24 protein-coding genes, 2 tRNA genes and 1 pseudogene are annotated in these 24,507 nt (G+C 71.2%); 16 read left to right on the plus strand and 11 right to left on the minus strand.

What is annotated here, in order from left to right:
- Window positions 1–268: 268 nt before the first annotated feature.
- Entirely contained in the window at window positions 269–1,861 is a 1,593-nt protein-coding gene (locus ACZ7L7_RS05535; RefSeq protein WP_285510895.1) for a hypothetical protein, read from the plus strand.
- Window positions 1,858–3,192, plus strand: coding sequence for an AAA family ATPase (locus ACZ7L7_RS05540; RefSeq protein WP_285510894.1), 1,335 nt, complete (start codon window positions 1,858–1,860; stop codon window positions 3,190–3,192). The genes ACZ7L7_RS05535 and ACZ7L7_RS05540 overlap by 4 nt, the downstream gene beginning before the upstream one ends.
- Window positions 3,193–3,228: 36 nt before the next feature.
- On the opposite strand, the gene ACZ7L7_RS05545 is transcribed toward ACZ7L7_RS05540, so the two are convergent.
- The 3 genes and pseudogenes from ACZ7L7_RS05545 to ACZ7L7_RS05555 all read right to left on the minus strand — a co-directional run bounded on the left by ACZ7L7_RS05545 (window position 3,229) and on the right by ACZ7L7_RS05555 (window position 4,588).
- Complete coding sequence (locus ACZ7L7_RS05545) at window positions 3,229–4,077, minus strand: helix-turn-helix domain-containing protein (protein ID WP_285510893.1); 849 nt, start codon at window positions 4,075–4,077, stop codon at window positions 3,229–3,231.
- A gap of 14 nt (window positions 4,078–4,091) precedes the next feature.
- A pseudogene (locus ACZ7L7_RS05550) lies at window positions 4,092–4,433 on the minus strand (DUF6879 family protein); the annotation flags it as partial.
- Window positions 4,403–4,588, minus strand: a complete 186-nt coding sequence (locus tag ACZ7L7_RS05555; RefSeq protein WP_472074970.1) for a hypothetical protein — start codon at window positions 4,586–4,588, stop codon at window positions 4,403–4,405. The pseudogene ACZ7L7_RS05550 and the gene ACZ7L7_RS05555, both read right to left, overlap by 31 nt.
- A 651-nt stretch (window positions 4,589–5,239) precedes the next feature.
- On the opposite strand from ACZ7L7_RS05555, the gene ACZ7L7_RS05560 reads away from it, so the two are divergent.
- From ACZ7L7_RS05560 to ACZ7L7_RS05580, 5 genes are all read left to right on the plus strand, one after another.
- A complete protein-coding gene (locus tag ACZ7L7_RS05560; protein ID WP_285510890.1) occupies window positions 5,240–5,464 on the plus strand; it encodes a DUF397 domain-containing protein in 225 nt (74 codons plus the stop codon).
- An 85-nt stretch (window positions 5,465–5,549) separates the two neighbouring features.
- A complete protein-coding gene (locus ACZ7L7_RS05565) occupies window positions 5,550–6,017 on the plus strand; it encodes a hypothetical protein (protein ID WP_285510889.1) in 468 nt (155 codons plus the stop codon).
- 676 nt (window positions 6,018–6,693) lie between these two features.
- Window positions 6,694–7,062: a hypothetical protein gene (locus tag ACZ7L7_RS05570; RefSeq protein WP_453602761.1), complete on the plus strand. Its 369-nt coding sequence runs from the start codon at window positions 6,694–6,696 to the stop codon at window positions 7,060–7,062.
- Window positions 7,063–7,195: 133 nt separating this feature from the next.
- Window positions 7,196–7,765, plus strand: a complete 570-nt coding sequence (locus ACZ7L7_RS05575) for a bifunctional DNA primase/polymerase (protein WP_285510887.1) — start codon at window positions 7,196–7,198, stop codon at window positions 7,763–7,765.
- Window positions 7,756–7,829, plus strand: a tRNA-Lys gene (locus ACZ7L7_RS05580). Before ACZ7L7_RS05575 ends, ACZ7L7_RS05580 begins: the two co-directional genes overlap by 10 nt.
- A gap of 211 nt (window positions 7,830–8,040) precedes the next feature.
- On the opposite strand, the gene ACZ7L7_RS05585 is transcribed toward ACZ7L7_RS05580, so the two are convergent.
- A complete protein-coding gene (locus tag ACZ7L7_RS05585; protein WP_285510886.1) occupies window positions 8,041–9,387 on the minus strand; it encodes a M6 family metalloprotease domain-containing protein in 1,347 nt (448 codons plus the stop codon).
- Window positions 9,388–9,771: 384 nt separating this feature from the next.
- Between ACZ7L7_RS05585 and ACZ7L7_RS05590 the strand changes: the two genes are divergently transcribed.
- Window positions 9,772–11,595 carry a putative bifunctional diguanylate cyclase/phosphodiesterase gene (locus ACZ7L7_RS05590; RefSeq protein ID WP_453602766.1) on the plus strand — a complete coding sequence of 608 codons (1,824 nt, stop codon included), beginning with the start codon at window positions 9,772–9,774 and terminating at the stop codon, window positions 11,593–11,595.
- A gap of 95 nt (window positions 11,596–11,690) precedes the next feature.
- Here the strand turns inward: ACZ7L7_RS05590 and ACZ7L7_RS05595 are convergent, their stop codons facing one another.
- The 3 genes from ACZ7L7_RS05595 to ACZ7L7_RS05605 form a co-directional block, all read right to left on the minus strand.
- The gene (locus ACZ7L7_RS05595) at window positions 11,691–12,782 is read right to left on the minus strand and encodes an LLM class flavin-dependent oxidoreductase (RefSeq protein ID WP_472074974.1); all 1,092 of its coding nucleotides are present in this window, start codon (window positions 12,780–12,782) and stop codon (window positions 11,691–11,693) included.
- A gap of 117 nt (window positions 12,783–12,899) precedes the next feature.
- Window positions 12,900–13,631, minus strand: coding sequence for a maleate cis-trans isomerase family protein (locus tag ACZ7L7_RS05600; protein ID WP_285510883.1), 732 nt, complete (start codon window positions 13,629–13,631; stop codon window positions 12,900–12,902).
- Window positions 13,628–14,416 carry a maleate cis-trans isomerase family protein gene (locus ACZ7L7_RS05605; protein ID WP_285510882.1) on the minus strand — a complete coding sequence of 263 codons (789 nt, stop codon included), beginning with the start codon at window positions 14,414–14,416 and terminating at the stop codon, window positions 13,628–13,630. The genes ACZ7L7_RS05600 and ACZ7L7_RS05605 overlap by 4 nt, the downstream gene beginning before the upstream one ends.
- Before the next feature lie 133 nt (window positions 14,417–14,549).
- Between ACZ7L7_RS05605 and ACZ7L7_RS05610 the strand changes: the two genes are divergently transcribed.
- Together ACZ7L7_RS05610 and ACZ7L7_RS05615 are read left to right on the plus strand one after the other, a co-directional pair.
- Window positions 14,550–15,497 (plus strand): D-2-hydroxyacid dehydrogenase, encoded by a 948-nt coding sequence (locus ACZ7L7_RS05610; protein WP_285510881.1) that lies wholly within the window; start codon window positions 14,550–14,552, stop codon window positions 15,495–15,497.
- A 22-nt stretch (window positions 15,498–15,519) separates the two neighbouring features.
- A complete protein-coding gene (locus tag ACZ7L7_RS05615; protein ID WP_285510880.1) occupies window positions 15,520–16,896 on the plus strand; it encodes an amidase in 1,377 nt (458 codons plus the stop codon).
- Here ACZ7L7_RS05615 and ACZ7L7_RS05620 read toward each other — a convergent pair.
- Entirely contained in the window at window positions 16,877–17,371 is a 495-nt protein-coding gene (locus ACZ7L7_RS05620) for a DUF3830 family protein (RefSeq protein WP_471591497.1), read from the minus strand. The two genes, ACZ7L7_RS05615 and ACZ7L7_RS05620, sit on opposite strands and share 20 nt — an antisense overlap.
- Window positions 17,372–17,418: 47 nt before the next feature.
- Between ACZ7L7_RS05620 and ehuB the strand changes: the two genes are divergently transcribed.
- From ehuB to ACZ7L7_RS05650, 6 genes are all read left to right on the plus strand, one after another.
- On the plus strand, window positions 17,419–18,333 hold the full coding sequence (gene ehuB / locus ACZ7L7_RS05625) for an ectoine/hydroxyectoine ABC transporter substrate-binding protein EhuB (RefSeq protein ID WP_285511291.1): 915 nt from the start codon (window positions 17,419–17,421) through the stop codon (window positions 18,331–18,333).
- Window positions 18,330–19,028 (plus strand): ectoine/hydroxyectoine ABC transporter permease subunit EhuC, encoded by a 699-nt coding sequence (gene ehuC, locus ACZ7L7_RS05630; RefSeq protein WP_453602774.1) that lies wholly within the window; start codon window positions 18,330–18,332, stop codon window positions 19,026–19,028. Before ehuB ends, ehuC begins: the two co-directional genes overlap by 4 nt.
- Window positions 19,025–19,675, plus strand: coding sequence for an ectoine/hydroxyectoine ABC transporter permease subunit EhuD (gene ehuD, locus ACZ7L7_RS05635; protein WP_471429041.1), 651 nt, complete (start codon window positions 19,025–19,027; stop codon window positions 19,673–19,675). Before ehuC ends, ehuD begins: the two co-directional genes overlap by 4 nt.
- A gap of 19 nt (window positions 19,676–19,694) precedes the next feature.
- Complete coding sequence (gene ehuA, locus ACZ7L7_RS05640; RefSeq protein ID WP_453602843.1) at window positions 19,695–20,459, plus strand: ectoine/hydroxyectoine ABC transporter ATP-binding protein EhuA; 765 nt, start codon at window positions 19,695–19,697, stop codon at window positions 20,457–20,459.
- A gap of 148 nt (window positions 20,460–20,607) precedes the next feature.
- Entirely contained in the window at window positions 20,608–21,366 is a 759-nt protein-coding gene (locus ACZ7L7_RS05645) for an IclR family transcriptional regulator (protein WP_285510876.1), read from the plus strand.
- A gap of 92 nt (window positions 21,367–21,458) precedes the next feature.
- Window positions 21,459–21,532 (plus strand) — tRNA-Lys (locus tag ACZ7L7_RS05650).
- Window positions 21,533–21,642: 110 nt separating this feature from the next.
- On the opposite strand, the gene ACZ7L7_RS05655 is transcribed toward ACZ7L7_RS05650, so the two are convergent.
- The 3 genes from ACZ7L7_RS05655 to ACZ7L7_RS05665 form a co-directional block, all read right to left on the minus strand.
- Window positions 21,643–23,295, minus strand: coding sequence for an AMP-binding protein (locus tag ACZ7L7_RS05655; protein ID WP_471591498.1), 1,653 nt, complete (start codon window positions 23,293–23,295; stop codon window positions 21,643–21,645).
- A gap of 34 nt (window positions 23,296–23,329) precedes the next feature.
- Entirely contained in the window at window positions 23,330–23,767 is a 438-nt protein-coding gene (locus ACZ7L7_RS05660) for a DUF3592 domain-containing protein (RefSeq protein WP_285510874.1), read from the minus strand.
- A 104-nt stretch (window positions 23,768–23,871) separates the two neighbouring features.
- Window positions 23,872–24,477 (minus strand): lytic polysaccharide monooxygenase auxiliary activity family 9 protein, encoded by a 606-nt coding sequence (locus tag ACZ7L7_RS05665; protein ID WP_285510873.1) that lies wholly within the window; start codon window positions 24,475–24,477, stop codon window positions 23,872–23,874.
- Between the last annotated feature and the right edge of the window lie 30 nt (window positions 24,478–24,507).

Consider the following 24,507-nt stretch of genomic DNA (forward strand, 5'->3'; position numbering starts at 1 on the left):
AGGGCCGGCCCCGCCCGACCACCGCCACCCCGCACAGGGCAGCCGCCCGGCACCCGGGAAGCGGTCGTATGCCCCTCGCGAGGTGGCCGCACCCGACCGACAACGCCCTCACGACAGCCCGCGCGACCACCGAGGACCGGCCCCGCCCGACCACCGCCACCCCGCACAGGGCAGGCAGTCGGCGCCCGGCAGACCGTGCCGTGCCCCGGACCACCGCCCCGCGCGGAGTCGCGCCGTCCCGGTGCCTCGGCAGGCAGGAGGCGCTCCCGTGTCCCTGATCACCCACCTCGCCCGGCTGGAGGCCGTCAGCGCCGGGCGGGCGCAGCTCGCGGCGACCGTGCGGCACCGGCATCTGTCGGAGCGGCCGCTGGTGTTCGTGCCGCTGACCACCGCCGGTGAGACCGGGGCGCCGCTGGGGGCGCTGGTCGGGACCGAGCGGGACGCGCCCCGGCTGCTGGTGGTGCCGCAGCCGCGCGACCGTGACCTGCGCTTCCAGTTCCTGGCCGACCTCGCGGACGTGGTGCTGCCGTACATCGAGGGGCACAGCGAGGTCGTCGAGGCGGCCGAGCGCACCGACACCGACCCGGAGACCGGCAAGCGGGTCAAGGTCGAGGTCGACCTGTGCGCGGACGCCGCCCAGCTGATCGTGCCGAGCCGCGCGGGCCTGGAGTACGTACGCCTGCTCGGCCGCTCCATGCGCTTCCGCCGTACGGCGGAACAGGACCCGGACACGCCCTACCCGGCCCCGCCCCGCGTACCGCTGCTGGGCCGCTGGCTGACCCACTACGGCGAGCGCTCCCGCGTACCCGGCTCCTCGCTGCTCCTGGCCATGACCGACGTGCTGTCCCGGCACTGGGCGACCGGCCAGTCCACGCTGGAGGACCAGCACCTGGGCGCGCTGCTCGCCTGGATCGACCCGCCCGAGGGCGCGACCGGGGCCGAGGCCGCCCTGCGCCGGGAACTGACCCGCGACGAGCGCGGCCAACTGCTGTGGCCGCCCGCCGGACCGGCCACCGACCCGGCGTTCGACAACAAGCTGCTCGCCCCCGCCCTGGAGCGCTACGACCGGGCGCGCACCGCGCTGGCCGCCGCCGAGGACGGCCTGGAGGCGGACACCCGGCTCGGTGTGCTCACCGCCGCCGAGCAGGAGATCCGCGCCCTGGTCGAGGCGTGCACCCGGCCCACCTGGGACGCGGTGTGGCAGGGCCTGGACCTGCTGCGCGAGCGCCTGCCCGAGGAGGGCGCGCACGTCGAGGAGCGGTGGACGCGCGACCGCTGGTCGTTCACCGCCCACCGGGACCGGATCACCGCGGGCGAGCCCCCGCAGCCGCGCCGCGACGACGCGGTGACCGCGGCGAACAAGCTGGCCGCGCGCGAGCGCGAGCAGGCCCGCCTCGACGCCCAGGAGGCGCTGGACGACCCGCTGGTGATGGCGGCGCGGCGGCTGTCCGGGGAGGCGTTCGCGGGCGAGGTCACGGATGTGGTGATGGCGTACAGCGAGGGCAGGCGGCCGAGCCCGCGCCCGCTGGTGACGGTCCGCACCGACGACACCCCGCAGCTCGCCGAGCGGGTGAAGGTGTACCGCTCGCTGGGCGGCAAACCGCAGTCGGCGGAGTTCGTCGAGGCGGACGGCGACCAGCTGACGCTGCGGATCCTGGACAAGATGGGCCGCGGCAAGGAGCCGGAGCCGGGTTCCGTGCCGGAGAAGGGCGACCGGGTCTGCTTCACCCTCTTCGAGCACGACCAGCGCGGCGGCCCGAAGCTGCCGGACCCGGAGCAGACGCCGTGGACACACGGCGGGCCGCCCGGTGAGCCCGTACCCGAACCCGCCGACCTGCCCACCGAGGAGGACATCCTTTGACCGCCGTGTTCGACCCGGGCGCGGCGGCCGCGCGGGCCACCGACGCGATCCTCGCGGACACCCTGCACAGCACCCACCGCGGCGTGGTGGTCGACTCCCCGCCCGGTGCCGGGAAGTCCACGCTGGTGGTGCGCGCGGCGCTGGAACTGGCCGACGCGGGCCGCCCGCTGATGGTGGTGGCGCAGACCAACGCGCAGGTCGACGACCTGGTGATCCGCCTCGCCGAGAAGAACCCCGACCTGCCGGTGGGCCGCCTGCACAGCAGCGACTCCGACCCGTACGACAAGGCGCTGGACAACCTGCCGAACGTACGCAAGTCGGCGAAGGCCGCGGACCTCACCGGGCTCCCGGTGACCATCTCCACGGCCGCGAAGTGGGCGCATGTGAAGGTGGACGAGCCGTGGCGGCACGCCATCGTGGACGAGGCGTACCAGATGCGCTCCGACGCGCTGCTGGCCGTGGCCGGGCTGTTCGAGCGGGCGCTGTTCGTGGGCGATCCGGGCCAGCTGGACCCGTTCTCGATCGTGGGCGGCGACCAGTGGGCAGGCCTGTCCTACGACCCCTCGTCCTCGGCCGTGACCACCCTCCTGGCCCACAACCCGGAACTGCCCCAGCACCGCCTGCCGGTGTCCTGGCGCCTGCCCGCGTCGGCGGCACCCCTGGTCTCGGACGCCTTCTACCCGTACACCCCCTTCCGCAGCGGCACCGATCACGGCGACCGGCGCCTCACCTTCGCCGTCCCGTCCGACGGATCCGGACCGGACCGGGTGATCGACGAGGCGGCCGAGGCCGGCTGGGGCCTGCTGGAACTGCCCGCCCGCCTCACCCCGCGCACGGACCCGGAGGCGGTAGGGGCCGTGGCGGCCGTGGTACGACGCCTGCTGGACCGGGGCGGCGCGACCACGTCGGAACGCTCCCCGGACCCGTCCCCGCTGACCGCGGACCGGATCGCGGTCGGCACCGCCCACCGCGACCAGGCGGCAGCGGTCCGCGCGGCGCTGGAAGCCGTCGGCGTGCGGGACGTCACCGTGGACACCGCCAACCGCCTCCAGGGCCGCGAGTACGACGTCACGGTCGTCCTGCACCCGCTCTCCGGCCGCCCCGACGCCACCGCCTTCCACCTGGAGACGGGCCGCCTGTGCGTCCTCGCCTCCCGCCACCGCCACGCCTGCATCATGATCTGCCGAGCGGGCGTGACCGACCTCCTGGACGACTACCCGTCCACGGAACCGGTCCAGCTCGGGACGGTGGTGAAGTTCCCTGATGGGTGGGAGGCCAACCATGCGGTGCTGGCACGGTTGGGGGAGCATCGGGTGGCCTGGCGACCGTGAGCTGCGGTGACGCGCGGGCAGTCAATCAGTCCTCAGTCAGTCCAGGGACGCCAGCGCACCGGCTATGAGAGCACGTGCAGCCGCTCCCCTCACGGCATCCTGTGACAGCCGTTCAAAGGCTCGGCTGTACAGCTCCACCTGGCTGGGCTGCGTGAGAGTGGCGGCAGCATCCAGGGTGTCCGCGTGCACCCTGATGTCGTCGAAGATCGTGAAGGTGGGCATGGGCCACACGGCTCGTTGAGCCGAGAACGGGATGAGCCCCACGGCAACGTTCTGGAGGTCCATGACTCCGAGCAAGTGACCAAGCTGTGCCGCCATGGTCTCCGCGCTGCACAAGCGGTACCGCAACACCGATTCCTCCAGCACGAATGAGAACCGGCGTGCGCCGTTGGCCAGCACCTCGTTTCGCCTCATCCGGGCCGCCACGGCATCGCTCACGTCGTCCGGAGTCCCCCGGAAGTGTGCGATGGAGGACAGCAGGGCGGCGGCGTATCCGGGTGTCTGAAGAAAGCCGGGGATCACATCGGAGACGTAGACCCTGAATGTCTTTGTCTGTCGGTACAGATCCCCGGTGGACTCCTGCAAACGACGGAGACCGCTTCGCTGGAGTCGCCTCCACTGCACATAAGCATCTGCGGACTGCCTGTTGGCTGCGATCAGGTCGGGGGCTTGGTCATCAGCGCCGCAGGCTCGGCACCAGGCTTTGATGTCCGCGTCGGAGGGCGGGGTCTTGGCGTTCTCGATCCGGGATGACTTCGACTCCGACCAACCGCACCTGACGGCCAGCTCCCGCCCGCTGATCCCCGCGTCCTTCCGGATCTCCCGCAGGCGGCCGGCCAGTTCTTCACGGGCCTTCTGCACGTGTGAGGAGGGGTGTGGGGGCATGGAGCCGGCTTTCGTCAGATCTCGTACAGGTGGTGCGGGATCGCTCGCTCCCAGACCGCTTCGAAGGCTACGGAGCACAGCTTCACGGCTTCCGGGTCCGCCGTGATCTCGTCGTCCACCACCACTCCATCACCTGAGAAGTGGTGCACCCGCAGCAGGGTGCCATCGAAGAGCCAGAAGTCATTGCCCGGCAGGGCGATAGTCGTGGCCCGTCGCCGTGGCAGCCACCGCACCTCCTCACCGGCCATGACGTTGGCGCGGGTGACGTAGTGCTCCCAACGGATGTAGTCCGATACCGGCTCGGAGATGACCCGAGCCCGGCGGATCACCACTCCCCGGGCCACGGTGTCCGCGAGCCGTTCGCGGGGCTACTCGCCTCACACTCCGCCTGAGTCTCGGTGCTCGGCTTCCACCCCTGCAACAGGATCTCCTGAGCGTCCGCGTCCGCCCACACGGTGGGGCAGTGATCCCGGTCCGTGTCGGGGTCGATCCCAATGAACTCTACGGCCATGACTGGCTCCCTGGTCTAGGCGCTTGCTCAGGCTTGCATCACCTCGATTGAACTGTGGAGACACCGTCAATGGCACTACTGGCAAGCCAATTGATGTGCAAGTTCATGCAAGTTTGTGGAGCCCCGGACACGTCGCCTCCTAGCGTCCTTGCATCGCGTCAGATGAGCCGGGGAGGAAGCAATGTCACAGAAGCCGCAGGGCCACCACCTAGCCGAGCTACCGGCCGAGCCCTCCGCCGTGCCTGGCTGCTCGGACTGTCTGTCCCTCTCGGTCAGCAGAGAGAACGCCCGCTCCCGAAGTGACTACAGCGCCGTATCTGACGCGAACGTGGAGCTGCGCCAGCACCAGGAAAGGGCGCACTGATCATGGGCGGGAAGACCTACGCCCAGCTCGTGGCTGAGCGCCCCTTGATGACGCTTCGGGTATCGCATGACTCGGGTCGGACCTGGAGTCCAGAGCGGGCCGTATTTGCTACCGCTGACCTCCCGCCTCTGATGAGGAACGCGTGGCCTCCCTGCGAGTGCTGGCGCTGTGCCGGTTCCGGCCGGCGCCCCAAAACCTGAAGCGTGCTCCATGCCCTTGAACCTCCGCCCGGCGTGGGCGGCGGCGGTCAGCCATGGCCGCGATTAGTTGAGCTGGAAGGTGCAGTGATGCTGAACGGAACCGACCTGTACGCGCTCGACATCGACGGGGCCGCATTCGTGAAGGCGTGTGGCGGTCCCTGCACCGAAGGGTGCGTGACCCTGGCCCGGATCGGTGACGACGCTTGGGCTCTGGGCGACAGCAAGCGGCCGGACGCGCAGCCGCTGCGGTTCACCACGGAGGAGCTGGACGCGGCCGGGATCGACCCGGCGCGGTTCGGCCTGAACGTCTGACCCTCCGCCCCGCCAGCCGGCCCGGTCCCCTCCACACAACCGGGCTGGCTGGCCCCGCACCCCCACCACCGAACGGGATCAACTGGTGCACCACCACGGATATCTGTGGACCGGCCCGAAACAGCGTTTCGACCAGGAAGCGCTACGGCGGCCCCCGCACCCCGAGCCGCCCCCGTCCGGCAGCAGGCCCGATCTGATCCAGCGCTACCGGGACGTGGCAGCGGAGTTCCCCACGTCTGATCTGCCACCGCTGGAAACGGCGTACTGGCTCATCAAGCCCCGTTCGCTGGTTCGTGGCACCTGGGACGAGCCCAAGGAAGCGGCAGCATGGATCGGGGAACGGCTGACCGAGTACGCGCCCAGGTTCGCATCGGAGAGGGACCGGGACACCACGCGCCTGGCCCGACTGGTGAGCGCTGCTACTGAGCGGCTGCACACGGGGAGGGATGTGTCCTACGGCTTCTACCTGGAGCGCCCCTCGTATCTGTCCCTGGCAGTGGTGACGTGCTCCCCGCATCACTCGAACCCCGAGTTGGCCTGCCCGGTCGCATAGTCGAATTAGCAAAATAGCCCCGCCCAAAAGCGGCCGGGGCTGTCAGCGGTTCGTCAAAGCAGCGCGAGAAACGGATCTTTGCCCCTGAGCGGTTCCGACCGCTTCGGTTCGAGCACAGGCTTTGGGCCAGCTTGGGTGTCTGGCGGTAAGTGCCCAGACGGACGACGTGGGCGCCGTTCTACTCACGCGCCGCGCTTGTCGACCGCACCTCTGCGTGACCGGAGGCGCCCCGGTTCTGCTCACCCTCCGCGCTGGCCGGCTGCGGCGCAGAGTCACCAGAACTGTCCCCGCGGAGCGTGAAAACGGTGGCCGGTCGGCCGGTCTTCCCCGCCCACTCGACAGTGACGACGAATCCGGACAGCGCCTTGACCTCTGCTGCGGTCGCTCCCACGTACGGGAGTACCTGGGAGGACGTGGCCCGGCCGCCAATTTGGTGACCATGTTTTCCCCGGGCTGGGAGGCGAACCATGCGGTGCTGGCACGGCTGGGGGAGCATCGGGTGGCCTGGCGACCGTGACGCCCACCTCCCTTGCGTCGGCGCGCCTCGCGGGGAGCACCGGGTCGTATGGAAGCCGTAAGCGCTGACCTGCGGTTCGAGGCCCTCTTGCGTGGGCGCGGGACAATGGACGGTGGCCCGCTTTCCCAGGGGGTCACCCTTACGTACGAAGGAGAAGACATGGCGGAGCCCACGCCGCGTCGGAACGAACCGCGGCTACGCCCCGCGCCCCTGCTCTTCGAGCCCACTCAGGCGGCGGCCGACCCGGAGCACTTCTTCGACCTGGAGTCGATCGAGGACCCGCGGGAGCTGCTGTCCAGGGCCACCGAGCTGACGCTGGCGTTCCGCGCGGCGGCCGACCGCGCCGTGGAGTTCCAGGCCATCGCGGCGGCCCAGCTCGCCGACCCGCGCCGGTTCGACCGGCTGACCACGGCGGACATCGCCGAGCGGGCGGAGTGGACCGAGGACTACGCCAAGAAGATGGTCGAGTTCGGCAGAGACCTTCTGCGGGGGACGGTCGAGGGCCAGGAGCACGTCGACCCGGTATGAGTCGCGGCGCCCGCCGTACCGGCATATGCCAGGTGGGCAAGAGGCGGGCAAGATACTCCCCCGCCCCCGCTCCTGTCCCGGTTTCCGGCAACCCTCGGAAACCGACCGCTCACGATCGGTACATCTACTGGACATGAGCAGTTGCCTCGACGCCACGGGCGTCACCCCGGACGGAGCCGCCTGGCTGGCCTCGGCAGGAACGTATCCGCGTACCACCCTGGCGCACTGGGAGGAGCGGCCCGGCGCCCCCGTCGTGCTGCCCTGCGGCTCGGTCTTCGACGTGGTGAGTGCCCCCGCGATGTTCGGGCGCCGCATACTCGACCGGCTGTGGGAGGAGGGGCCGGGCTCCGGGCCGGTGGCGGTGTTCCGGGGCCGGATGCTGCTGTTCGCCGCGCCGGGCACGGCCCAGCGGCTGCCCTCGCTGCTCGCCTGGGAGGAGTTCGGCCGCACCGAGCACATCCCGCCCCTGCTGTGCCACGGCAATGGCGACGCGGTGACCGTCCCGGCACCGGGCGGCGCCCCCGAGTCCGCGCCCGCGGGCGCCCGCTGGCTGGTGGCCCCGGACACCCGCCACCCGTGGCTTCCGGGCCCTGAGATCCTGCTCTGGGCGGCCGTCCGGGCGGCCCGCGCGGCCGTGCGGATATCGATTTTTCCTCCCGCCGACCAGGATGCTAAGGTCTACGACGTCAGCAGGCGCCGCTAGCTCAGTTGGTTAGAGCAGCTGACTCTTAATCAGCGGGTCCGGGGTTCGAGTCCCTGGCGGCGCACAGACAGCGAAAGGCCCTCCGCAAGCGCGGGGGGCCTTCGTCATGCGGGCAACCCGTCCTCGACGCCACCGGCGCGGCCGGGGGTCCGGGGGTTGCCCCCGGATGATGCAGCATCAGCGGGTCCGGGGTTCGAGTCCCTGGCGGCGCACAGACAGACGAAGGGCTTCTCGCGAAGGCGAGGGGCCCTTCGTCTGTGTCTGAAAACCTCCCCCTACCCCGTCACAATCCGCACCGTCCAAGCCCCCGCCCCCGTCCTCCCCTCGACCTCCACGCGGACGTCCTCGCCGGGCACCGTGAACGTCTCCCCCAAGGACACCGGGGCGTCCGCCAGCGGTGGGTACACCGAGTTCTCCCAGCACGCCTCCGTCTTCGGGTGGGCGTCGATGACCTCGACCGGGCCTCGGCCCGACTCCTCCGCGCTGCTGATGCGGTAGACGAGGATGCCCTCCCGGCAGGCCTCGGCGTCGTTGCCGACGCGGCTCCGGGCCTCGAAGGCGAGGGCGCTGTCGGCGCCGGTGCGGACCACCGCCAGCTTCGTGCCGCCGCCCAGGCCGAAGGCCGGCGCCCCGGCGGCGCCCGCGAGCACGGCTCCCGGCCCGGCGCCGAGCGGTTCCAGGGTCAGCCGCGTACCGCCCCGCTCCCGTACGCAGTGCACCTGGTCCGGGTCCAGCCAGCCGAGCTTCCACTTGTGCCAGGCGAACAGGTCCGGCGCCAGACCGAACTGGCTGCCCATCAGGTCCCAGTCCCCGACGTACGTGTCCCAGTCGCCCTTGCCGTCCAACGGCCGGTGGTAGAGGTCCGGCAGGTCGAAGACGTGCCCCGTCTCGTGCGCGAGCACCAGCCGGTCCGGCGGATGCTGCTCGAAGACCGTGACCACCCGCCGGATCGCGGCACCGTCGGCGCGCAGCGGAGTCTCCAGGTTGACGACCTTCGTGGCGTCGGAGTCCACCCCGGGCGCGTCCGGATCGGCGACGAAGTACACGACGTCGTAGCGCGAGAAGTCCACCCGGCGGTCGGCCACCGCGAGGGCGTCGCGGAGGTAGGCGGAGCGGTCCGCCGGGTGCCAGTCGCGCTGTATGGCGTACGCCGTCGAGGGGCGCGGCATCCGGATCCACTCCTTCAGCGGATGCGCCCGCAGGGAGAACCGGCCGTAGGAGGCGCGTTCGAAGAAGCGGCCGGTGGCCGGGAAGTGGTCGGCGGTCAGCTCGGCGGGGCCGGCCAGCGGGATGGAGTCGGGGAAGGACAGGAACACCATGACCGCGTCCAGCGAGGTGTCCGGGCGCGGATAGGCGGCGTTCCAGGTGTCCAGGCCCTCCGAGTGGTGGGCGTCGGTGCGTTTGAGGGCGCAGGGCGCCGCCGCGAACGGCTCGGCGACCGAGGGCGCGGAGAGCAGGGAGGTCGCCGCGAGCGCGGACATGGTGGTGAACAGGGCCGCGGTGGTGCGCAGTCGGGGCCGCTCGCGCAGCCGGTCGCCGATGCCCCGGAACGTCGCACGGGTGAGTTCCCTGAGCGGGAGCTGACGCGGCACGTGGACCTCCGGGAGCGGTTCGCGGGACACCGCACCCAGCCTTGTGGAGATTGTCGTACTACGCCTTGTTTGTCTGCACCGGACGGGTGAGGAGGGGCGGGAGTGACCGATCCGCGACGGGAGTGATCCGCGCGCGACACCCCCGAAACGCTCACGGACCGTCACAAGTGGTCGAGGGGGCGCTGAACCCGTCCAGTGGCGGGCAGAAACGAATTGTCAGATCGGCGGCCCGGCCCAGGACACTGCAGAGTGGCTGGAAGGCCCCGAACCCAGCCTCTATGATCGGCACACTTTCCTGACCTTTCCTGTACTGTCTGATCCCTTTCCTGCACGGTCCGGCCCGGCGGCCGTCAGGTCGGTCGGCCAACTCCGACGAGACCCATCCGAAGATCGAGTGCACTGCGGGAGCGAGCGGTGAGCGGAACGTCCGAAGGGCCGGCGCCCGCGGCAGACCTCATCGGGCCGGTCGTCACAGAGAGTTACGAAGAAGCATCCTCCGAGTCCACCCCCTTCCGGTCCGCCTTCGACGCCTCGCCCCTGGCGATGGCCGTCGTCGACCGGGAGGGCCTGGTCACCGGCGCCAACCCCGCCCTCGGCGCGCTGCTCGGCAGCACGCCGAAGGAGCTGACCGGGGCAGTCGCCGCCGATCTGGTGGACCTGACCTCGGACGCCCGCACCTGGCACGCCTACCGCGAGGTTCTGCGCGGCCGGCAGGCCCGGCTGCGCTGCACCCGTCGGCTCAAGCACCCCGACGGGCACTGCCTTTGGGCCCAGGTCTCCATCGCCCCCCTGCCCGCCGCGCGCGAGGGCGGAGTGCTGCTGTCGGTCGCCGACATCAGCGCCCGGCGTGAACTCCAGGCCCAGTTGCGGCACTTGCAGAACCACGACCCGGTGACCCGGCTGCCCAACCGGACCCTGTTCTTCGAGCGGCTGTCGGCCGCGCTGGAGGCGGAGTCGTACGAGGAGGGCACCGGGCGGATCGGGCTGTGCTACCTGGACCTCGACGGGTTCAAGGCCATCAACGACACGCTCGGGCACCGGGTCGGCGACCGGCTGCTGGCCGCCGTCGCGGAGCGGCTGACGCGGTGCGCCGACGAGTGCGGGTACGCACGCGCCAGCACCCCGCTGGTCGCCCGGCTCGGCGGTGACGAATTCGCGCTGCTCGTCGAGGACTCCACCGGCACCGAACAGCTCGCGGACCTCGCCGAGTCCGTACTGGCCGCGCTCCGCGCGCCGTTCGACATCTCCGGGCGCCGCCTGTCGGTGTCCGCGTCGATCGGCGTGGTCGAGCGGCACGCGGCCGGGACCGGCCCCACCGCCCTGATGCAGGCCGCCGACACCACGCTGTACTGGGCGAAGGCCGACGGCAAGGACCGCTGGACCCTCTTCGACCCCGAGCGCAACGCGCACCGCATGACCCGCCAGGCCCTCGCCTCCACCCTCCGGCCCGCCATCGACCGCGGGGAGTTCGTGCTGGAGTACCAGCCGCTGGTGTGCATGGAGGACGGGCGGCTGCGCGGCGTGGAGGCACTCGTCCGGTGGAATCATCCGCAGTTCGGACTGCTGACGCCGAATCGGTTCATCGGACTGGCTGAGGAAGACGGCTCGATCGTGCCGCTCGGCCGCTGGGCGCTGACCACCGCCTGCCGCCAGGCCCGCGACTGGCAGCTCGCCCACCCGGACGAGCCGCCGATCTTCGTCAGCGTCAATGTGGCGGTCCGCCAGGTCTGGGACTCCGACCTGGTCGCGGACGTGGCGCAGACCCTCGCCGAGACCGGACTCGCCCCGCACCTGCTGCAGTTGGAGCTGACCGAGTCCGCCGTGATGGGCTCCGGCGGCCGCCCCCAGCAGGCCCTTCAGGCGCTCAGCGACATGGGCGTGCGCATCGCCATCGACGACTTCGGCACCGGCTACTCCAACCTGGCCTACCTCAGCCGCCTCCCGGTCTCCGTACTGAAACTGGACGGGTCCTTCGTCAAGGGCTTCCAGTACGACGGCGAGGGCATCGCGCCCAACCCGGCCGACGAGGTGGTCGTGGAGGCGATGATCCAGCTCGCGCACCGGCTCGGGCTCACCGTGACCGCGGAGTGCGTGGAGACCTCGGCGCAGGCGTCCCGGCTGCGGCGGATCGGCTGCGACACCGGCCAGGGGTGGCTGTACTCCCGGCCGGTGACGGCGGATCGTATCTCCGAGCTGCTGCGCTCGCCGGGGGTTCAGGCGGTGGCGGGCAACCCGTAGGCGCCGGCTTCGGGTTCAGGCGGTCGCGGGCAACCCGTAGGCGCCGGCTTCGTGTTCAGGCCAATGCGCGCAATCCTCAGGCGTCGGCCCGGTGTTCAGGCCGACGCGGGCAATTCGTAGGCGTCGGCGATGAGTTCGTACGAGCGCAGGCGCAGTTCGCCGCTGTGGGCGTGGCTGGTGAGCATCAACTCGTCGGCGCCGGTGCGCTTGTGGAGCTCGTCGAGTCCGGCGCGGACCTCCTCGGCGGTGCCGTGCACGATGTTGGCGCCCCAGGAGGCGATGAACTCCTCCTCCATGGCGCTGAACCGGTGCGCCTCGGCCTCCTCGGGGGTGGGGAAGAGCCCGGGGCGGCCGGTGCGCAGCCGGACCATGTTCAGGCCGGTGGCCCGTACCTGCCGTGCCGCCTCCTGCTCGTCGTCGGTGGCGAGTGCGGAGACGCCGATGAGGGCGTAGGGCTCGGCCAGGACGTCCGAGGGCCGGAAGGACTCCCGGTACAGCTCCAGCGCCGGGATGGTGTTGTGCGCCGAGAAGTGGTGCGCGAAGGCGAAGGGCAGGCCGAGCTCACCGGCCAGGCGGGCGCTGAAGCCGGAGGAGCCGAGCAGCCAGACCGGCGGGCGGTGCGGTGACTGCACGCCGCCGGGCGCGCTCGCCTGGACCGGGCCGGGGACGGCGTGGATCCGCCGGTAGGGGTGGCCGTCGGGGAAGTCGTCGTCGAGGAACCGGGTCAGCTCGGCGAGTTGCAGTGGGAAGTCGTCGGCGCCCTCGTTCAGCCGGTCGGTGCGGCGCAGGGCGGCGGCCGTGGCCCCGTCGGTGCCCGGCGCCCGGCCGAGGCCGAGGTCGATCCGGCCCGGGGCGAGCGCCTCCAGGGTGCCGAACTGTTCGGCGATGACCAGCGGGGCGTGGTTGGGCAGCATGACGCCGCCGGAGCCGAGGCGGATGCGCTCGGTGTGGGCGGCGAGGTGGGCGAGGATCACGGCCGGTGAGGAGGAGGCCACGCCCGGCATGGAGTGGTGCTCGGCGACCCAGTACCGGTGGAAGCCGCGGGCCTCGGTGAACCGGGCCAGCGCGACGCTGGTGCGCAGGGCGTCGCTCGCGGTACTGCCCGAGCCGACGGTGACCAGATCCAGTACGGAGAGCGGGACGGGGGCGGTGCCGTGTGCCGCGCCCCGGATCTCATCTGCCGCCATCGGTGCCTGCCTCCTGCTGGTGTGCCGTACGCCTGTCCGACCGGCGATAACAGGAGGGTGTCTCCGGTTTATTCCCCGAGGCCCGCGCGAAGCCCGTACAAGGCCCGCGCCAGGCGCTCAGACCTGCACGATCGGCTCCCGCGTGAACAGCGTCCCCAGGGACGGGGCGTTCACCCTGCGGTCCGTCAGGCGCAGGGCCTCCCAGACGGTGACCTGGTTGGCGGTGAGGACCGGTTTCGACAGCTCCTTCTCCAGGGCGGGGAGCAGGGCCACCGTGTGCAGGGCGGTGTCCGGGAGGAGGACGGCCTCCGCCGACTCGCGGTCCGCGCGGCGGGCCAGGGCCAGCACGTCCTCCTCCGTCCAGCGGCCGACCTCCGCCGCCGTGACGATCCCGGCGCCCTCCACCGAGACCACCTCCAGGCCGCCCCTGCGCAGGAAGTCCGCGAACAGCTCCGCCACGTCGTCGGGGTAGGTCGCGCCCACCGCCACCCGGCGCACCCCCAGCTCGGCCGCCGCGTGCACGAAGGCGAAGGAGGTGGAGGAGGCCGGCATGCCCGCGGTGAGCGCCAGCGTGCGCACCTGCTCGTGGGCGCCGTCCCAGCCGTGCACGAAGCCGCCGCTGGTGCAGGCCCACACCACGGCCTCGGCGCCGGCCAGCCTCAGCTGCTCCACCCCGGCCGCCAGGCGCTCGGGCGAGCCCAGTTCCTTCAGCGCGTCCACCCGGTGCGCGTCCTCGCCGATCTCGGTGTGCACCAGGTCCACCCGGATGTCACTGCCCAGGAGCTGCTCGATGCGTGGATAGTCGTCCTCGGCGGAGTGGCCCGGGTAGAGGAATCCGAGTGCCGTCATGTCGAACCTTCCTGCTGCTGTTCCACGTCCGGAAGTGCGGGACCGCTGCGGGCCGCCGGGTCGGTCAGCGACTGGTACGGCCCCACCGCTCGGGTACCCAGCCGCCGCAGCGCCGCCCACATCGTCACCTGGTTGGCCGAGATCACCGGTATCCGCAGTTCCGCCTCCAGTTGCGGGATCACGTCGTACGTCGGCAGGTTGGTGCAGCTGATGAACAGACAGTCCGTGCCGCGGCGCACCGCCCTGCGCGCCATGTCCACCACATCGCGGTACGGCACTTTCCATATGTGCCGCGTCAGCCCCATGAACGCACACCCCGTCACCCTGACGCCCGCCTCGGCCACGTACTCCTCAAGTGAGCGGGTCACCGAGACCGTGTACGGCGTGACCAGTGCCACCCGGCGCGCCCCGAGGGCGGCCAGCGCCTCCAGCAGCGCCCCGGAGGTGGTCACCGCGGGCACCGCGCCCGCCCTTGTCATCGCCGCGCACATGGCCCGCTCGCCCGCGAGGCCACCGACGAAGCTGCCGGAGGTGCAGGCGTAGGCGACCACTTCGGGGCTGACCGCGATCAGCGCGCGGACGCCTTCGGTGAGGGTCTCGTGCTCGCTCACCAGCCGGGCCAGGTCCAGGCTCACCTCGACCGGGACGTACGGCGTGCGCGTCAGGTGCAGCGACACCTTGTCCGGCACCCAGCGCCACAGCTCCCGGTCCAGGGCGAAGTCGAAGGGGGCGACCACTCCGACACCGCGCTGCGGCCGGGGTCCGCCGAGGAAGGACACGTCCATCGCAGGCACCGCCCTCATGAGGAGTCGGGGGAACCGCGGACAGTGCGGGCGTCCGTGTTGACGAAGGTAGATTCGGGTGCGAGCGTGGTCAATCCGCGCATGTCAGACGCCCGCTCCCGACCGAAGGAACGGCATGACCACGCCCACGCTGCTCGTCCTGGACGCCGAGCCCCTCCCCCGGCTCGGGAGGCTCACCGGCCGGGCGCGGATCGAGCACACGGACGAGGCGTCGCTGGCGGAGAAGCTTCCCCGCGCGGATGTCCTGCTGGTGTGGGACTTCACCTCGCAGGCGGTACGGCGCGCCTGGCCCGGCGAGGGGCCCCGGCCGCGCTGGGTGCACACCGCGAGCGCCGGTGTCGACCACCTGATGTGCCCCGAACTCACCGCCTCCGACACCGTGGTCACCAACGCGCACGGTGTCTTCGACGAGCCGATCGCCGAGTACGTCGCCGCCCTGGTGCTGGCCATGGCGAAGGACCTGCCGCGCACGCTCCAACTCCAGGGGCAGCGGACCTGGCGGCACCGCGAGTCGCGGCGGCTGAAGGGCACGCGCGCGTGCGTGGTCGGGTCGGGGCCGATCGGGCGGGCGATCGTCGCCACGCTGAAGGCGCTCGGGGTGACCTGCGCGCTGGTCGGGCGGGAGCCCCGGACCGGTATCCACGGCCCCGAGGACCTGGACCGGCTGATCTCCCGCGCCGACTGGGTGATCGCCGCGGCCCCGCTGACCGAGCGGACCACCGGCATGTTCGACATCCGCCGGTTCGGGATGATGCAGCCCTCGGCGTGCTTCATCAACGTCGGACGGGGCGGGCTGGTGGTCGAAGAGGCCCTGGTGGAGGCGCTGTCCAAGCGGTGGATCGCGGGCGCGGCACTGGATGTCTTCCGGCACGAACCCCTCGGTGCGGACAGCCCGTTGTGGGATCTGCCGGGTCTGATCGTCTCCCCGCACATGAGCGGCGACACGGTGGGCTGGCGGGACGAACTCAGCGCACAGTTCGTGGAGTTGTACGAGCGCTGGGAGGCGGGCAGGACTCTGCCGAACGTGGTCGACAAGGAACGCGGATACGTGCCGGGACGCTGAACTTCCCACCGCTGGAGGGCGTATGACCGACCTGACCGGACTGACCGCCGTACAGCTCCTCGACGGCTACCGCACGGGCGCCTTCAGCCCCGTAGACGTCACGCGCGCGGCGCTGGAGCGGGCCGAGCTGATCCAGCCGGAGGTGAACGCGTTCGTGCGGATCACCGCCGAGCAGGCGCTGCAGCGGGCCCGGGAGTCGGCGGAGCGGTGGCGGCGCGGGGAGCCGGCCGGGCTGCTGGACGGGGTGCCGGTCACCGTGAAGGACATCCTGCTGATGCGCGGGGCGCCCACCCTGAAGGGCTCGAAGACCATCGCGACCAAGGGCCCCTGGGAGGAGGACGCGCCCTCCGTGGCCCGGCTGCGCGAGCACGGGGCGGTGTTCCTCGGCAAAACCACCACCCCCGAGTTCGGCTGGAAGGGCGTCACCGACTCGCCGCTCACCGGGATCACCCGGCATCCGCTGGACCCGACGCGCACGGCGGGCGGCTCCAGCGGCGGCGCCGCGGCCGCGGTGGCGCTCGGCGCGGGCCCGCTTGCGCTCGGCACGGACGGCGGCGGCAGCGTCCGTATCCCGGCCGCGTTCTGCGGGATCTTCGGGCTCAAGCCGACGTACGGACGCGTGCCGCTGTATCCCGCGAGCGCGTTCGGGACGCTGGCGCACGTCGGGCCGATGACCCGGGACGCGGCCGACGCGGCGCTGATGCTGGACGTCATCGGCGTGCCGGACTCCCGCGACTGGTCGGCGCTCGGACCGGCCGCCGGTTCCTTCACCGGGGCGCTGTCCGGCGGGGTGCGCGGGCTGCGGGTGGCGTACTCGCCCTCCCTCGGCGGCCAGGTGGCGGTACGCCCCGCGGTGGCCTCCGCGGTACGGCGGGCGGTGGAACGGCTCGCGGGACTCGGCGCGTTCGTGGAGGAGACCGACCCCGACCTCACCGACCCGGTGGACGCCTTCCACACCCTGTGGTTCGCCGGCGCCGCCCGCGTCACCCAGCACCTCGGCCCGCACCAGCGCGAACTGCTCGACCCCGGCCTGCGCGAGATCCGCGCGCTCGGCGCCCAGTACAGCGCCCTGGACTATCTGGCCGCCGTCGACGTCCGCATGGAACTCGGCCGCCGCATGGGCCGCTTCCACGACGCCTACGACCTCCTCCTCACGCCCACCCTGCCGATCACGGCGTTCGAGGCGGGCGCCGAGGTGCCCAAGGGCTCCGGGCACCGCCGCTGGACGGGGTGGACGCCCTTCACGTACCCCTTCAACATGACCCAGCAGCCCGCCGCCACCGTCCCCGTGGGCACGGACGGCGACGGGCTGCCGGTGGGCCTGCAGATCGTGGCCGCCCGGCACCGGGACGATCTGGTGCTGCGGGCGGCGCACGCGCTCATGTCCGGCGGAAGCTGAGCGTCTCCCCCGCGGCGCCCGAGCGCCACAGGTCGTTGCAGGCCTGAGCCATCTCGTCCAGGCCGTCCACGACCTCGCCCCACACGGTGCCCGGCACCCAGCCGACGTCGCCGTTGAGGAGCAGGTTGTTGCGCTCGTAGAACAGGGCCAGGTCGATCAGGGTGGCGCCGGGGCGGACCTCACGGTCGTAGCCGTAGGCCTTGGTGCCCAGTTCGGCGCCCGCGAAGGCGAAGTAGCAAAGGTCGCCGGGGATGGGGGTGACGGTCGGGTTCTCCAGGGGCGGCTCCGCGTGGGCGAACGGCGGGAAGAGGGCGTAGATCTCGTTGCGGGCGTATTTGGCATGGTAGACGTCGCCGCCGAGCGGGAGCGCGTCCCAGACAGCGGCGCAGGTCAGCGGGGCGCGGTCGGTAAGCAGCCGCGCCGTGCAGTGGATGTCCCGCTTCAGAAGCGAGACCTGGACGAACCGTTCGGTCATGAAATCCAGGGTGCATACATCGCATGGAGTCGGGTAGCCGCGCCGCCATGGCTCCAGCACTGGAACGCAGCAAACACAGAGAACACCCGTCCGCCCCCACCCGCCGAACGCTGCTCGCGGGGGTGGCGGCGCTCGGTGCGCTGGGCGCGGCGGGCTGCTCCCGGGTGGCCACCGCCTCCACCGAGGACGGCGGCGACCTGCTGGAACGGCTGCGCGCCGCGGGCGTGGTGCGGCTCGGTATCGCGGGCGAGATCCCGTTCGGCTACATCGACAAGGACGGTGAGCTGACCGGTGAGGCGCCCGAGCTGGCGAAGGTGATCTTCAAACGGCTCGGAGTGGACAAGGTGCAGCCGGTGCCGACCGAGTTCGGGTCGCTGATCCCGGGCCTGAACTCACAGCAGTTCGACGTCGTCGCGGCCGGGATGTACGTCAACCCCGAGCGCTGCGAGCAGGTCATCTTCGCCGATCCGGACTACCAGATGCTCGACTCGTTCATCGTGCGCAAGGGCAACCCCAAGGGCCTGCGCACCTACGAGGACGTGGTGGAGAAGAAGGCCCGGTTCGCCACCGGCACCGGGTACGCGGAGATCCAGTACGCGGTGGACGCGGGGTACCCGGAGGGCGACATCCTCATCGTGCCGGACCAGGTCGCGGGGCTGAACGCGGTGGAGGCGGGCCGGGCCGACGTGTTCGCGGGGACCGCGCTGACCACCCGCGAGGTGGTGAAGAAGTCCTCGAAGGCGGAGTCGACCGAGCCGTTCAAGCCGCTCGTGGACGGCGAACCCCATGTGGACGGCGGCGCGTTCGCGTTCCGCCCGACCGAGACCAAGCTGCGGGACGCCTTCAACACCGAGCTGCACAAGCTGAAGAAGAGCGGCGAACTGCTGCGCATTCTCCGCCCGTTCGGGTTCACCGAGGCCGAGATGACCGATCTGACCGCGAAGGAGCTGTGCGGCGGATGACTTCGGGACTGTGGGAACTGGTACTCAAAGGCGTCTGGGTCACCCTTCAACTCCTGGTGTGCAGCGCGCTGCTGGCCGCGGCGGTCTCCTTCGTGGTGGGCGTGGCGCGCACCCACCGGCTGTGGATCGTCCGCTTCCTGGCGGGCTTCTACACCGAGGTGTTCCGCGGGACCTCGGCACTGGTGATGATCTTCTGGGTGTTCTTCGTGCTGCCCCTCGCCTTCGGCTGGCAGCTCGTCCCCCTGTGGGCGGGCACGCTCGCCCTCGGTCTGACCTACGGCGCCTACGGCTCGGAGATCGTGCGCGGCGCGCTGAACGCGGTGGACCCGGCGCAGGCGGAGGGCGGTATCGCGCTCAGCTTCACGCCCTGGCAGCGGCTGCGGCTGATCCTGCTGCCGCAGGCGGTGCCGGAGATGATCCCGCCCTTCTCCAACCTGCTGGTCGAACTGCTCAAGGGCACCGCTCTGGTGTCGGTGATGGGCATGGGCGACCTCGCCTTCAGCGCCAACCTGGTGCGCCTCGCGCTCCAGGAGAGCGCGGAGATCTACGCGTACGTGCTGGTCATCTACTTCGTGATCGCGTTCGCCCTGACCCGGGGGATGCGCGGCCTTGAGAAGAAGCTCAAGGCGGGGGTCGGCAAGCAGCCGGAGCAGAAGATCGTCGTGTCCGAGCCGGTGGGCGGTGGTGTCAGGTGAACTGGGACTGGCAGGCGGTATCCGACTTCATGCCGCAGTTCTGGGACGGACTGCTGGTCACACTGCAGGCGCTGGTGCTCGGCTCGCTGATCTCCTTCACGCTGGGCCTGGTGTGGGCGCTGCTGATGCGCGTGCCGACCCGCTGGGTGACCTGGCCGGTAGGGGTGTTCACGGAGTTCATTCGCAACACCCCGCTCCTGGTCCAACTGGTCTTCCTCTTCTACGTGCTGCCCGAGTGGGGCGTGACCTTCTCCGCCCTGACCACCGGTGTCCTCGGCATCGGGCTGCACTACTCGACGTACACGATGCAGGTCTACCGGGCCGGTATCGAGGCGGTGCCGGTCGGCCAGTGGGAGGCCGCGACGGCGCTGAACCTGCCGCTGACGCGGACCTGGACCGCGGTGATCCTGCCGCAGGCGATCCGCCGGGTGGTGCCCGCGCTCGGCAACTACGTGATCGCGATGCTCAAGGACACGCCGATGCTGATGGTGATCACCGTGCTCGACATGCTCGGGCAGGCGCGGCTGTTCTCCCAGGAGCACTTCCAGTTCACCGAGCCGCTGACGGTGATCGGCGTGGCCTTCATCGTCATTTCCTATCTGGCCTCCCTTCTTCTGCGAGCCCTGGAGCGACGCCTTGTCCACTGACGTCCAGCACAGCCCCGACATGAACGACCCCGCCCGCAAGCGCGCGGACAGCGAGCTGATCCGGCTGGAGCGGGTGACCAAGCGGTTCGGGGACCACACCGTCCTCGACCACCTCGACTTCGCCGTCGAGGCCGGCAAGCATGTGACGCTGATCGGCCCGTCCGGCTCGGGCAAGACGACGATCCTGCGGCTGCTGATGACCCTGATCAAGCCGGACGAGGGCACGATCACGGTCGACGGGGAGCGGCTGTTCCCGGCGTCGGAGAAGCAGATCCGCGAGGTCCGCAAGAAGATCGGGATGGTGTTCCAGCAGTTCAACCTGTTCCCGAACATGACGGTGCTGAGAAACATCACCGAGGCCCCCGTCACCGTGCTCGGCCTGTCCAAGGACGAGGCCGAGGAGCGGGCCCGGGACCTGCTGGAGCTGGTCGGGCTCACCGACCATGTCGACAAGCACCCGGCGCAGCTCTCCGGCGGCCAGCAGCAGCGCGTCGCGATCGCCCGCGCCCTCGCCATGCGCCCGCAGGTGCTGCTGCTGGACGAGGTGACCTCGGCGCTGGACCCGGAACTGGTCGCCGGTGTGCTGGACGTACTCCGCGACATCGCCCGCTCCACCGACATCACCATGCTCTGTGTGACCCACGAGATGAACTTCGCCCGGGACATCTCCGACCGGGTCCTGATGTTCGACTCCGGCCGGGTCATCGAGGCGGGGACACCGGAGAAGATCTTCAGCGAGCCGGAGCACGACCGGACCCGGGAATTTCTCAGCGCGGTGCTGTGAGGGTGTCCAGGTCATGGCTGTGTCATATGCCAGAGGGTTATCACCGCAGTTGGCGGGGGTGGAATCTTGCCAACAGCCGCTCACGGAAAGCGCTTTGGCGGCTATCGTGGACACGATTGGCTGACCGGAATCCGGCCCAGGGGGAACCGTGGCGCTGAAGCACGAGCCGACCGCGCCGTACCACTCGGCCCAGGACGCGCTGCGCGTCCTGGAAACGGTGGCGCGGCACACCACCGGAATCAACGACACCGAGCTCGCCCGGCACACCGCCCTCAACCCGGAGCGCCTGACCAGCCTCCTGAGGATGCTGCGCCGCGAGGGATACGTCGAGCAGGTCGCCGACGGCGGCTATGTCACCGGCGAGGCACTGACCCGCCTGGGCGCCGCCCGGGACCGCGAGGAGGCCCTGCGCGAAAAGCTCCAGCGCACCCTGAACCGGCTGCGCGACTCGGTCGGCGCGGCGGTGTACATCAGTCGGTACGTCGACGGTGAGGTGAAGGTCACACAGTACGCGGACAGTCCGGCCACTCCGGCGGTGAACGAGTGGGTGGACTTCCGGTACTCGGCGCACGCGACGGCGGTGGGCAAGAGCCTGCTCACCCAGCTGGACCACAACGGCCGCCGGGACCATCTCTCCCGGCACAAGATGGCGCGGCTCACTTCCCGCACCATCACCAGCGACAAGCTCCTGCTCTCCCGGCTTGAGGCCCAGCCCGCGACGGTGCCCGTCCTGGACCTCCAGGAGTACGCGATCGGCACGGTGTGCGCGGCGGTGCCCATCACCGCGGGCTCCTCCGTGGGCTGCCTGGCCCTGTCCCTCCCGGTCGAACACGCCCACCGCCTCCGCCAGGCGGCGGACACCCTGAACCGCAACGCGGCGCCCGTTCTCCTCTCCCTGGCGATCTAAACCTCGGTGGTACGGAGCACCCCCGAGGACCAGGTAGTATTTTTCTCGTCGCCAGCCGCGAGACATCGGATCGCACGGTTGGCGCGAGTCATGCGCCGCTAGCTCAGTTGGTTAGAGCAGCTGACTCTTAATCAGCGGGTCCGGGGTTCGAGTCCCTGGCGGCGCACGGTAGCGAAGACCTCTCGTGGGAGCGAGGGGTCTTCGCTTTTTCTACGACTTCTGCAGCCCCGGCGAGACTGCCGGGGGTCCGGGGGTCGCCCCCCGGGACATGCAGCATCAGCGGGTCCGGGGTTCGAGTCCCTGGCGGCGCACATAAGAAGGGCCTCTCGTGGGAGCGAGGGGCCCTTCGGCGTCCCCCGGCGTAAGCAAGCGGTACGCCCACTCCCCCGGCGGGCGCCACCAGACCGGATCCGGACAACTGTGGACGCCCTCCCGCCTCAGCAGCGCCCGGTGGATCTTATTCGTAGCGGTGACCGGCATCCGGTCGACAACCCGGACAAACCTGGGCGCCATTTTCGTACCCAGGTCCGGCTGGGCCCGGAGAAAGGCCGTGAAGCCGTCCGGGTCGAAGGCGCCGGCCAGTGCCGCCATCACCTGGTCCCCGGTCACCGGGTCCGGGACCGCGTACACGGCCACCGCGCTCGCGCCCTCGTACCGGGCGAGGATGTTCTCGATCATCGCGGCGGCCAGGTTCTCCCCGTCCACCCGGAGCCGGTCGTCCGCCCGCCCCGCGAAGTACAGGTAGCCGTCGGCGTCCTTGCAGAACAGGTCCCCGGTCCAGTACGCCCCGTCCCGCCGCCGCTCGGCCTCCGCCCCGGGGTTGCGCCAGTACCCCTCGAAGGGGCTCGGCCCCCGGTTCACCAGCTCCCCGATCGCCTGGTCCCCGTTCAGCAGCCGCCCGCCCGCGTCGAACCGCGCGACCGGCCGCTCCCGCCCGGTCTCCGGGTCCAGTACGACCAGACCCGGCGTCGCCCGTCCCACCGCCCCGGCCGGGGTCCCGGGCGACCACTGCACCGCCGCCCCGCCCTCGGAGGACCCGTACCCCTCCACCAGCCGCACCCCGAACCGCCGCTCGAAGGCCGCCGCGTCCGCCGCCCCCGCCTCGGTACCGAAGCCGAGCCGCAGCGGGTTGTCCCGGTCGTCGGGGCGCGGCTCGGTGGCGAGGACGTACTGGATCGCCCGGCCCACGTAGGTGAAGTACGTGGCCCCGTACTGCCGTACGTCGTCCAGGAACCCGGACGCCGAGAACCGCCGCCGCAGCGCCACGCCCGCCCCGGCGGCGAGGGCGGGGGCCCAGTCGGCGATGACGGCGTTGCCGTGGAACATCGGCATGCAGATGTAGTGCACGTCGTCCGGCCGCACCCGGAACTGTTCGGCCAGCGAGCGCCCGGCGGCGGCCAGCCGGCCCTGGGTGCAGATCGCGGCCTTGGGGGCGCCGGTCGAACCGGAGGTGAAGTAGAGCAGCAGCCGGTCGCGCGGGGTGGCGCGGGAGGCGTCGGGGCGGGCGTCGGCGTACGGCGCGAGCAGGGCGTCGTACTCCGGCGAACCGGTGACCAGGATGCGCACGCCGGGCAGGTCGAGGCCGCGCAGGAGTGGCAGCTGCCTCGGCTCGGTGACGATCACCCGGCACTCGGTGTGCAGGATGTCCCGCGCGAGTTCCGGTCCCCTGCGGGTGGGATTGATTCCGGCCACCGCCGCCCGCGCGAGCGATGCCCCGGCGAGCCAGAGCGGGAACTCCGGGGTGTTGTCGAGGAGGACGCCGATGTGCGGCTCGGCGCCGGTCGGCAGCAGGTCCTCCAGCAGTGCCGCACGCGCGGCGGCACCGACGGCCACCTCGTGGTGCGTCAGTGCCCGCCCCTCGCACCACAGCCCGGGCCGGTGATCCCCCCAGCGCGCGGCGACGAGTTCGGCGATGCTCGTGGACTCCATGGGCGCGCACGGTAATTGACGGGTCGTCAGATTGCTAGAACCAGAGGGTCAGCCAGAAGACCGCGAACACGACCAGCACCCCGAGGAACACGAGCACACCGAGCGCGCCCGCGGCCGACTGTGCGCGGCGCGGCGGCAGCGCCGTGGCCGCCACCGCAGGGTCCGCGCCGTAGTACACGGTCACGAAGTCCCCGGCGCACCTGCTGCCGGGCCCGCCCGCCTCCTCGAACCGGACATCCCGGCCGTCGGCGGTCATGAACTCGTACACGTGGTACTGCACGGTGTGCTCCCCGCGCTGCTCACCGACGCGCCGGGTCGAGGTGTACGCCCGCAGACAGCGGCCCTCGGCCGTCCGTCCGCTGCCCCACGCCCTGTGCAGCCGCAGCCAGTCGCGCAGGGTCTCACAAGCGATGTACACAGCGAGGCCGATGAGGAGCGACGCGATCACGAGCACGAAGACGAGCACGGTCATGGTCGGTTCCCCCGTAGGTCGGTCCTGGTCCCCCGTGCGTCCGGCCGGGCCGGGGCACACGGGGGGCCTACCCGCGGGGGGAACCGTGTTCGCTCAAGCGGTGCTCAGAACGTGACGTCCGAGCACGCGTAGAACGCGTTGCCCGTGTCCGCGATCGTCCATACCGCCAGGATCACGTGCCGTCCGCTGAGCCCGGACGGCAGTCGACCGCTGTGCGAGAGGGTCTGCGGTGGCCGCTGGCCGTTGTACGGCACCGTCAGGAACGGGGTGAGGTTGAGGTCGGACCGGGCGAGGTTGTGGTTTTGGTTCCAGCCCGGCTTGGTCACGTAGTACTTGAAGTCGGTCGTGGCGTGCATGGCCGTGAACTGCCAGCGGAACGTGTAGCTCTGACCGCCCGTCACCTTGGTGGCCGGCCAGGCGCCGCCGTTCGGTGTGCGCGGGGAGCTGAGCTGGCTGAACTGGCCGAGCCCGGCGTTGCATATCGTGCCGTCGGCCGGGCCGCCGCCCGGGAAGCCCTTGGGCCCCTCGACGCTCTGCGGTTCCCACTGGATGGGGCCGCAGTTGGTCACGGTGCCGTTCTGGCAGAGCTTCTGCCTGCTGATGGGGAGGTCGGTGTAGCCGTGGCCGGTGGCCCCGCCGGACGAGAGCACAAGTGCTCCGGTGGTGGCGAGGCCGACCACGGCAGCGGAGAGCTTGGTCTTTCTGCGCATGCTGCCGCTCCTGGGAACGTGGGGAGGTTC

Source organism: Streptomyces sp. NPDC110618 (assembly GCF_055657065.1).

Excerpts from the sequence above, each read along its gene's own strand:
- ACZ7L7_RS05545 (WP_285510893.1), bottom strand. The coding sequence starts at position 4,077 with ATGCCCCCACACCCCTCCTCACACGTGCAGAAGGCCCGTGAAGAACTG.
- ACZ7L7_RS05555 (WP_472074970.1), bottom strand. The coding sequence starts at position 4,588 with ATGGCCGTAGAGTTCATTGGGATCGACCCCGACACGGACCGGGATCAC.
- ACZ7L7_RS05560 (WP_285510890.1), top strand. The coding sequence starts at position 5,240 with ATGCTGAACGGAACCGACCTGTACGCGCTCGACATCGACGGGGCCGCA.
- ACZ7L7_RS05570 (WP_453602761.1), top strand. The coding sequence starts at position 6,694 with ATGGCGGAGCCCACGCCGCGTCGGAACGAACCGCGGCTACGCCCCGCG.
- ACZ7L7_RS05575 (WP_285510887.1), top strand. The coding sequence starts at position 7,196 with ATGAGCAGTTGCCTCGACGCCACGGGCGTCACCCCGGACGGAGCCGCC.
- ACZ7L7_RS05595 (WP_472074974.1), bottom strand. The coding sequence starts at position 12,782 with ATGGCGGCAGATGAGATCCGGGGCGCGGCACACGGCACCGCCCCCGTC.
- ACZ7L7_RS05600 (WP_285510883.1), bottom strand. The coding sequence starts at position 13,631 with ATGACGGCACTCGGATTCCTCTACCCGGGCCACTCCGCCGAGGACGAC.
- ACZ7L7_RS05605 (WP_285510882.1), bottom strand. The coding sequence starts at position 14,416 with ATGGACGTGTCCTTCCTCGGCGGACCCCGGCCGCAGCGCGGTGTCGGA.
- ACZ7L7_RS05610 (WP_285510881.1), top strand. The coding sequence starts at position 14,550 with ATGACCACGCCCACGCTGCTCGTCCTGGACGCCGAGCCCCTCCCCCGG.
- ACZ7L7_RS05615 (WP_285510880.1), top strand. The coding sequence starts at position 15,520 with ATGACCGACCTGACCGGACTGACCGCCGTACAGCTCCTCGACGGCTAC.
- ACZ7L7_RS05620 (WP_471591497.1), bottom strand. The coding sequence starts at position 17,371 with ATGACCGAACGGTTCGTCCAGGTCTCGCTTCTGAAGCGGGACATCCAC.
- ehuB (WP_285511291.1), top strand. The coding sequence starts at position 17,419 with ATGGCTCCAGCACTGGAACGCAGCAAACACAGAGAACACCCGTCCGCC.
- ehuC (WP_453602774.1), top strand. The coding sequence starts at position 18,330 with ATGACTTCGGGACTGTGGGAACTGGTACTCAAAGGCGTCTGGGTCACC.
- ehuA (WP_453602843.1), top strand. The coding sequence starts at position 19,695 with ATGAACGACCCCGCCCGCAAGCGCGCGGACAGCGAGCTGATCCGGCTG.
- ACZ7L7_RS05655 (WP_471591498.1), bottom strand. The coding sequence starts at position 23,295 with ATGGAGTCCACGAGCATCGCCGAACTCGTCGCCGCGCGCTGGGGGGAT.
- ACZ7L7_RS05660 (WP_285510874.1), bottom strand. The coding sequence starts at position 23,767 with ATGACCGTGCTCGTCTTCGTGCTCGTGATCGCGTCGCTCCTCATCGGC.
- ACZ7L7_RS05665 (WP_285510873.1), bottom strand. The coding sequence starts at position 24,477 with ATGCGCAGAAAGACCAAGCTCTCCGCTGCCGTGGTCGGCCTCGCCACC.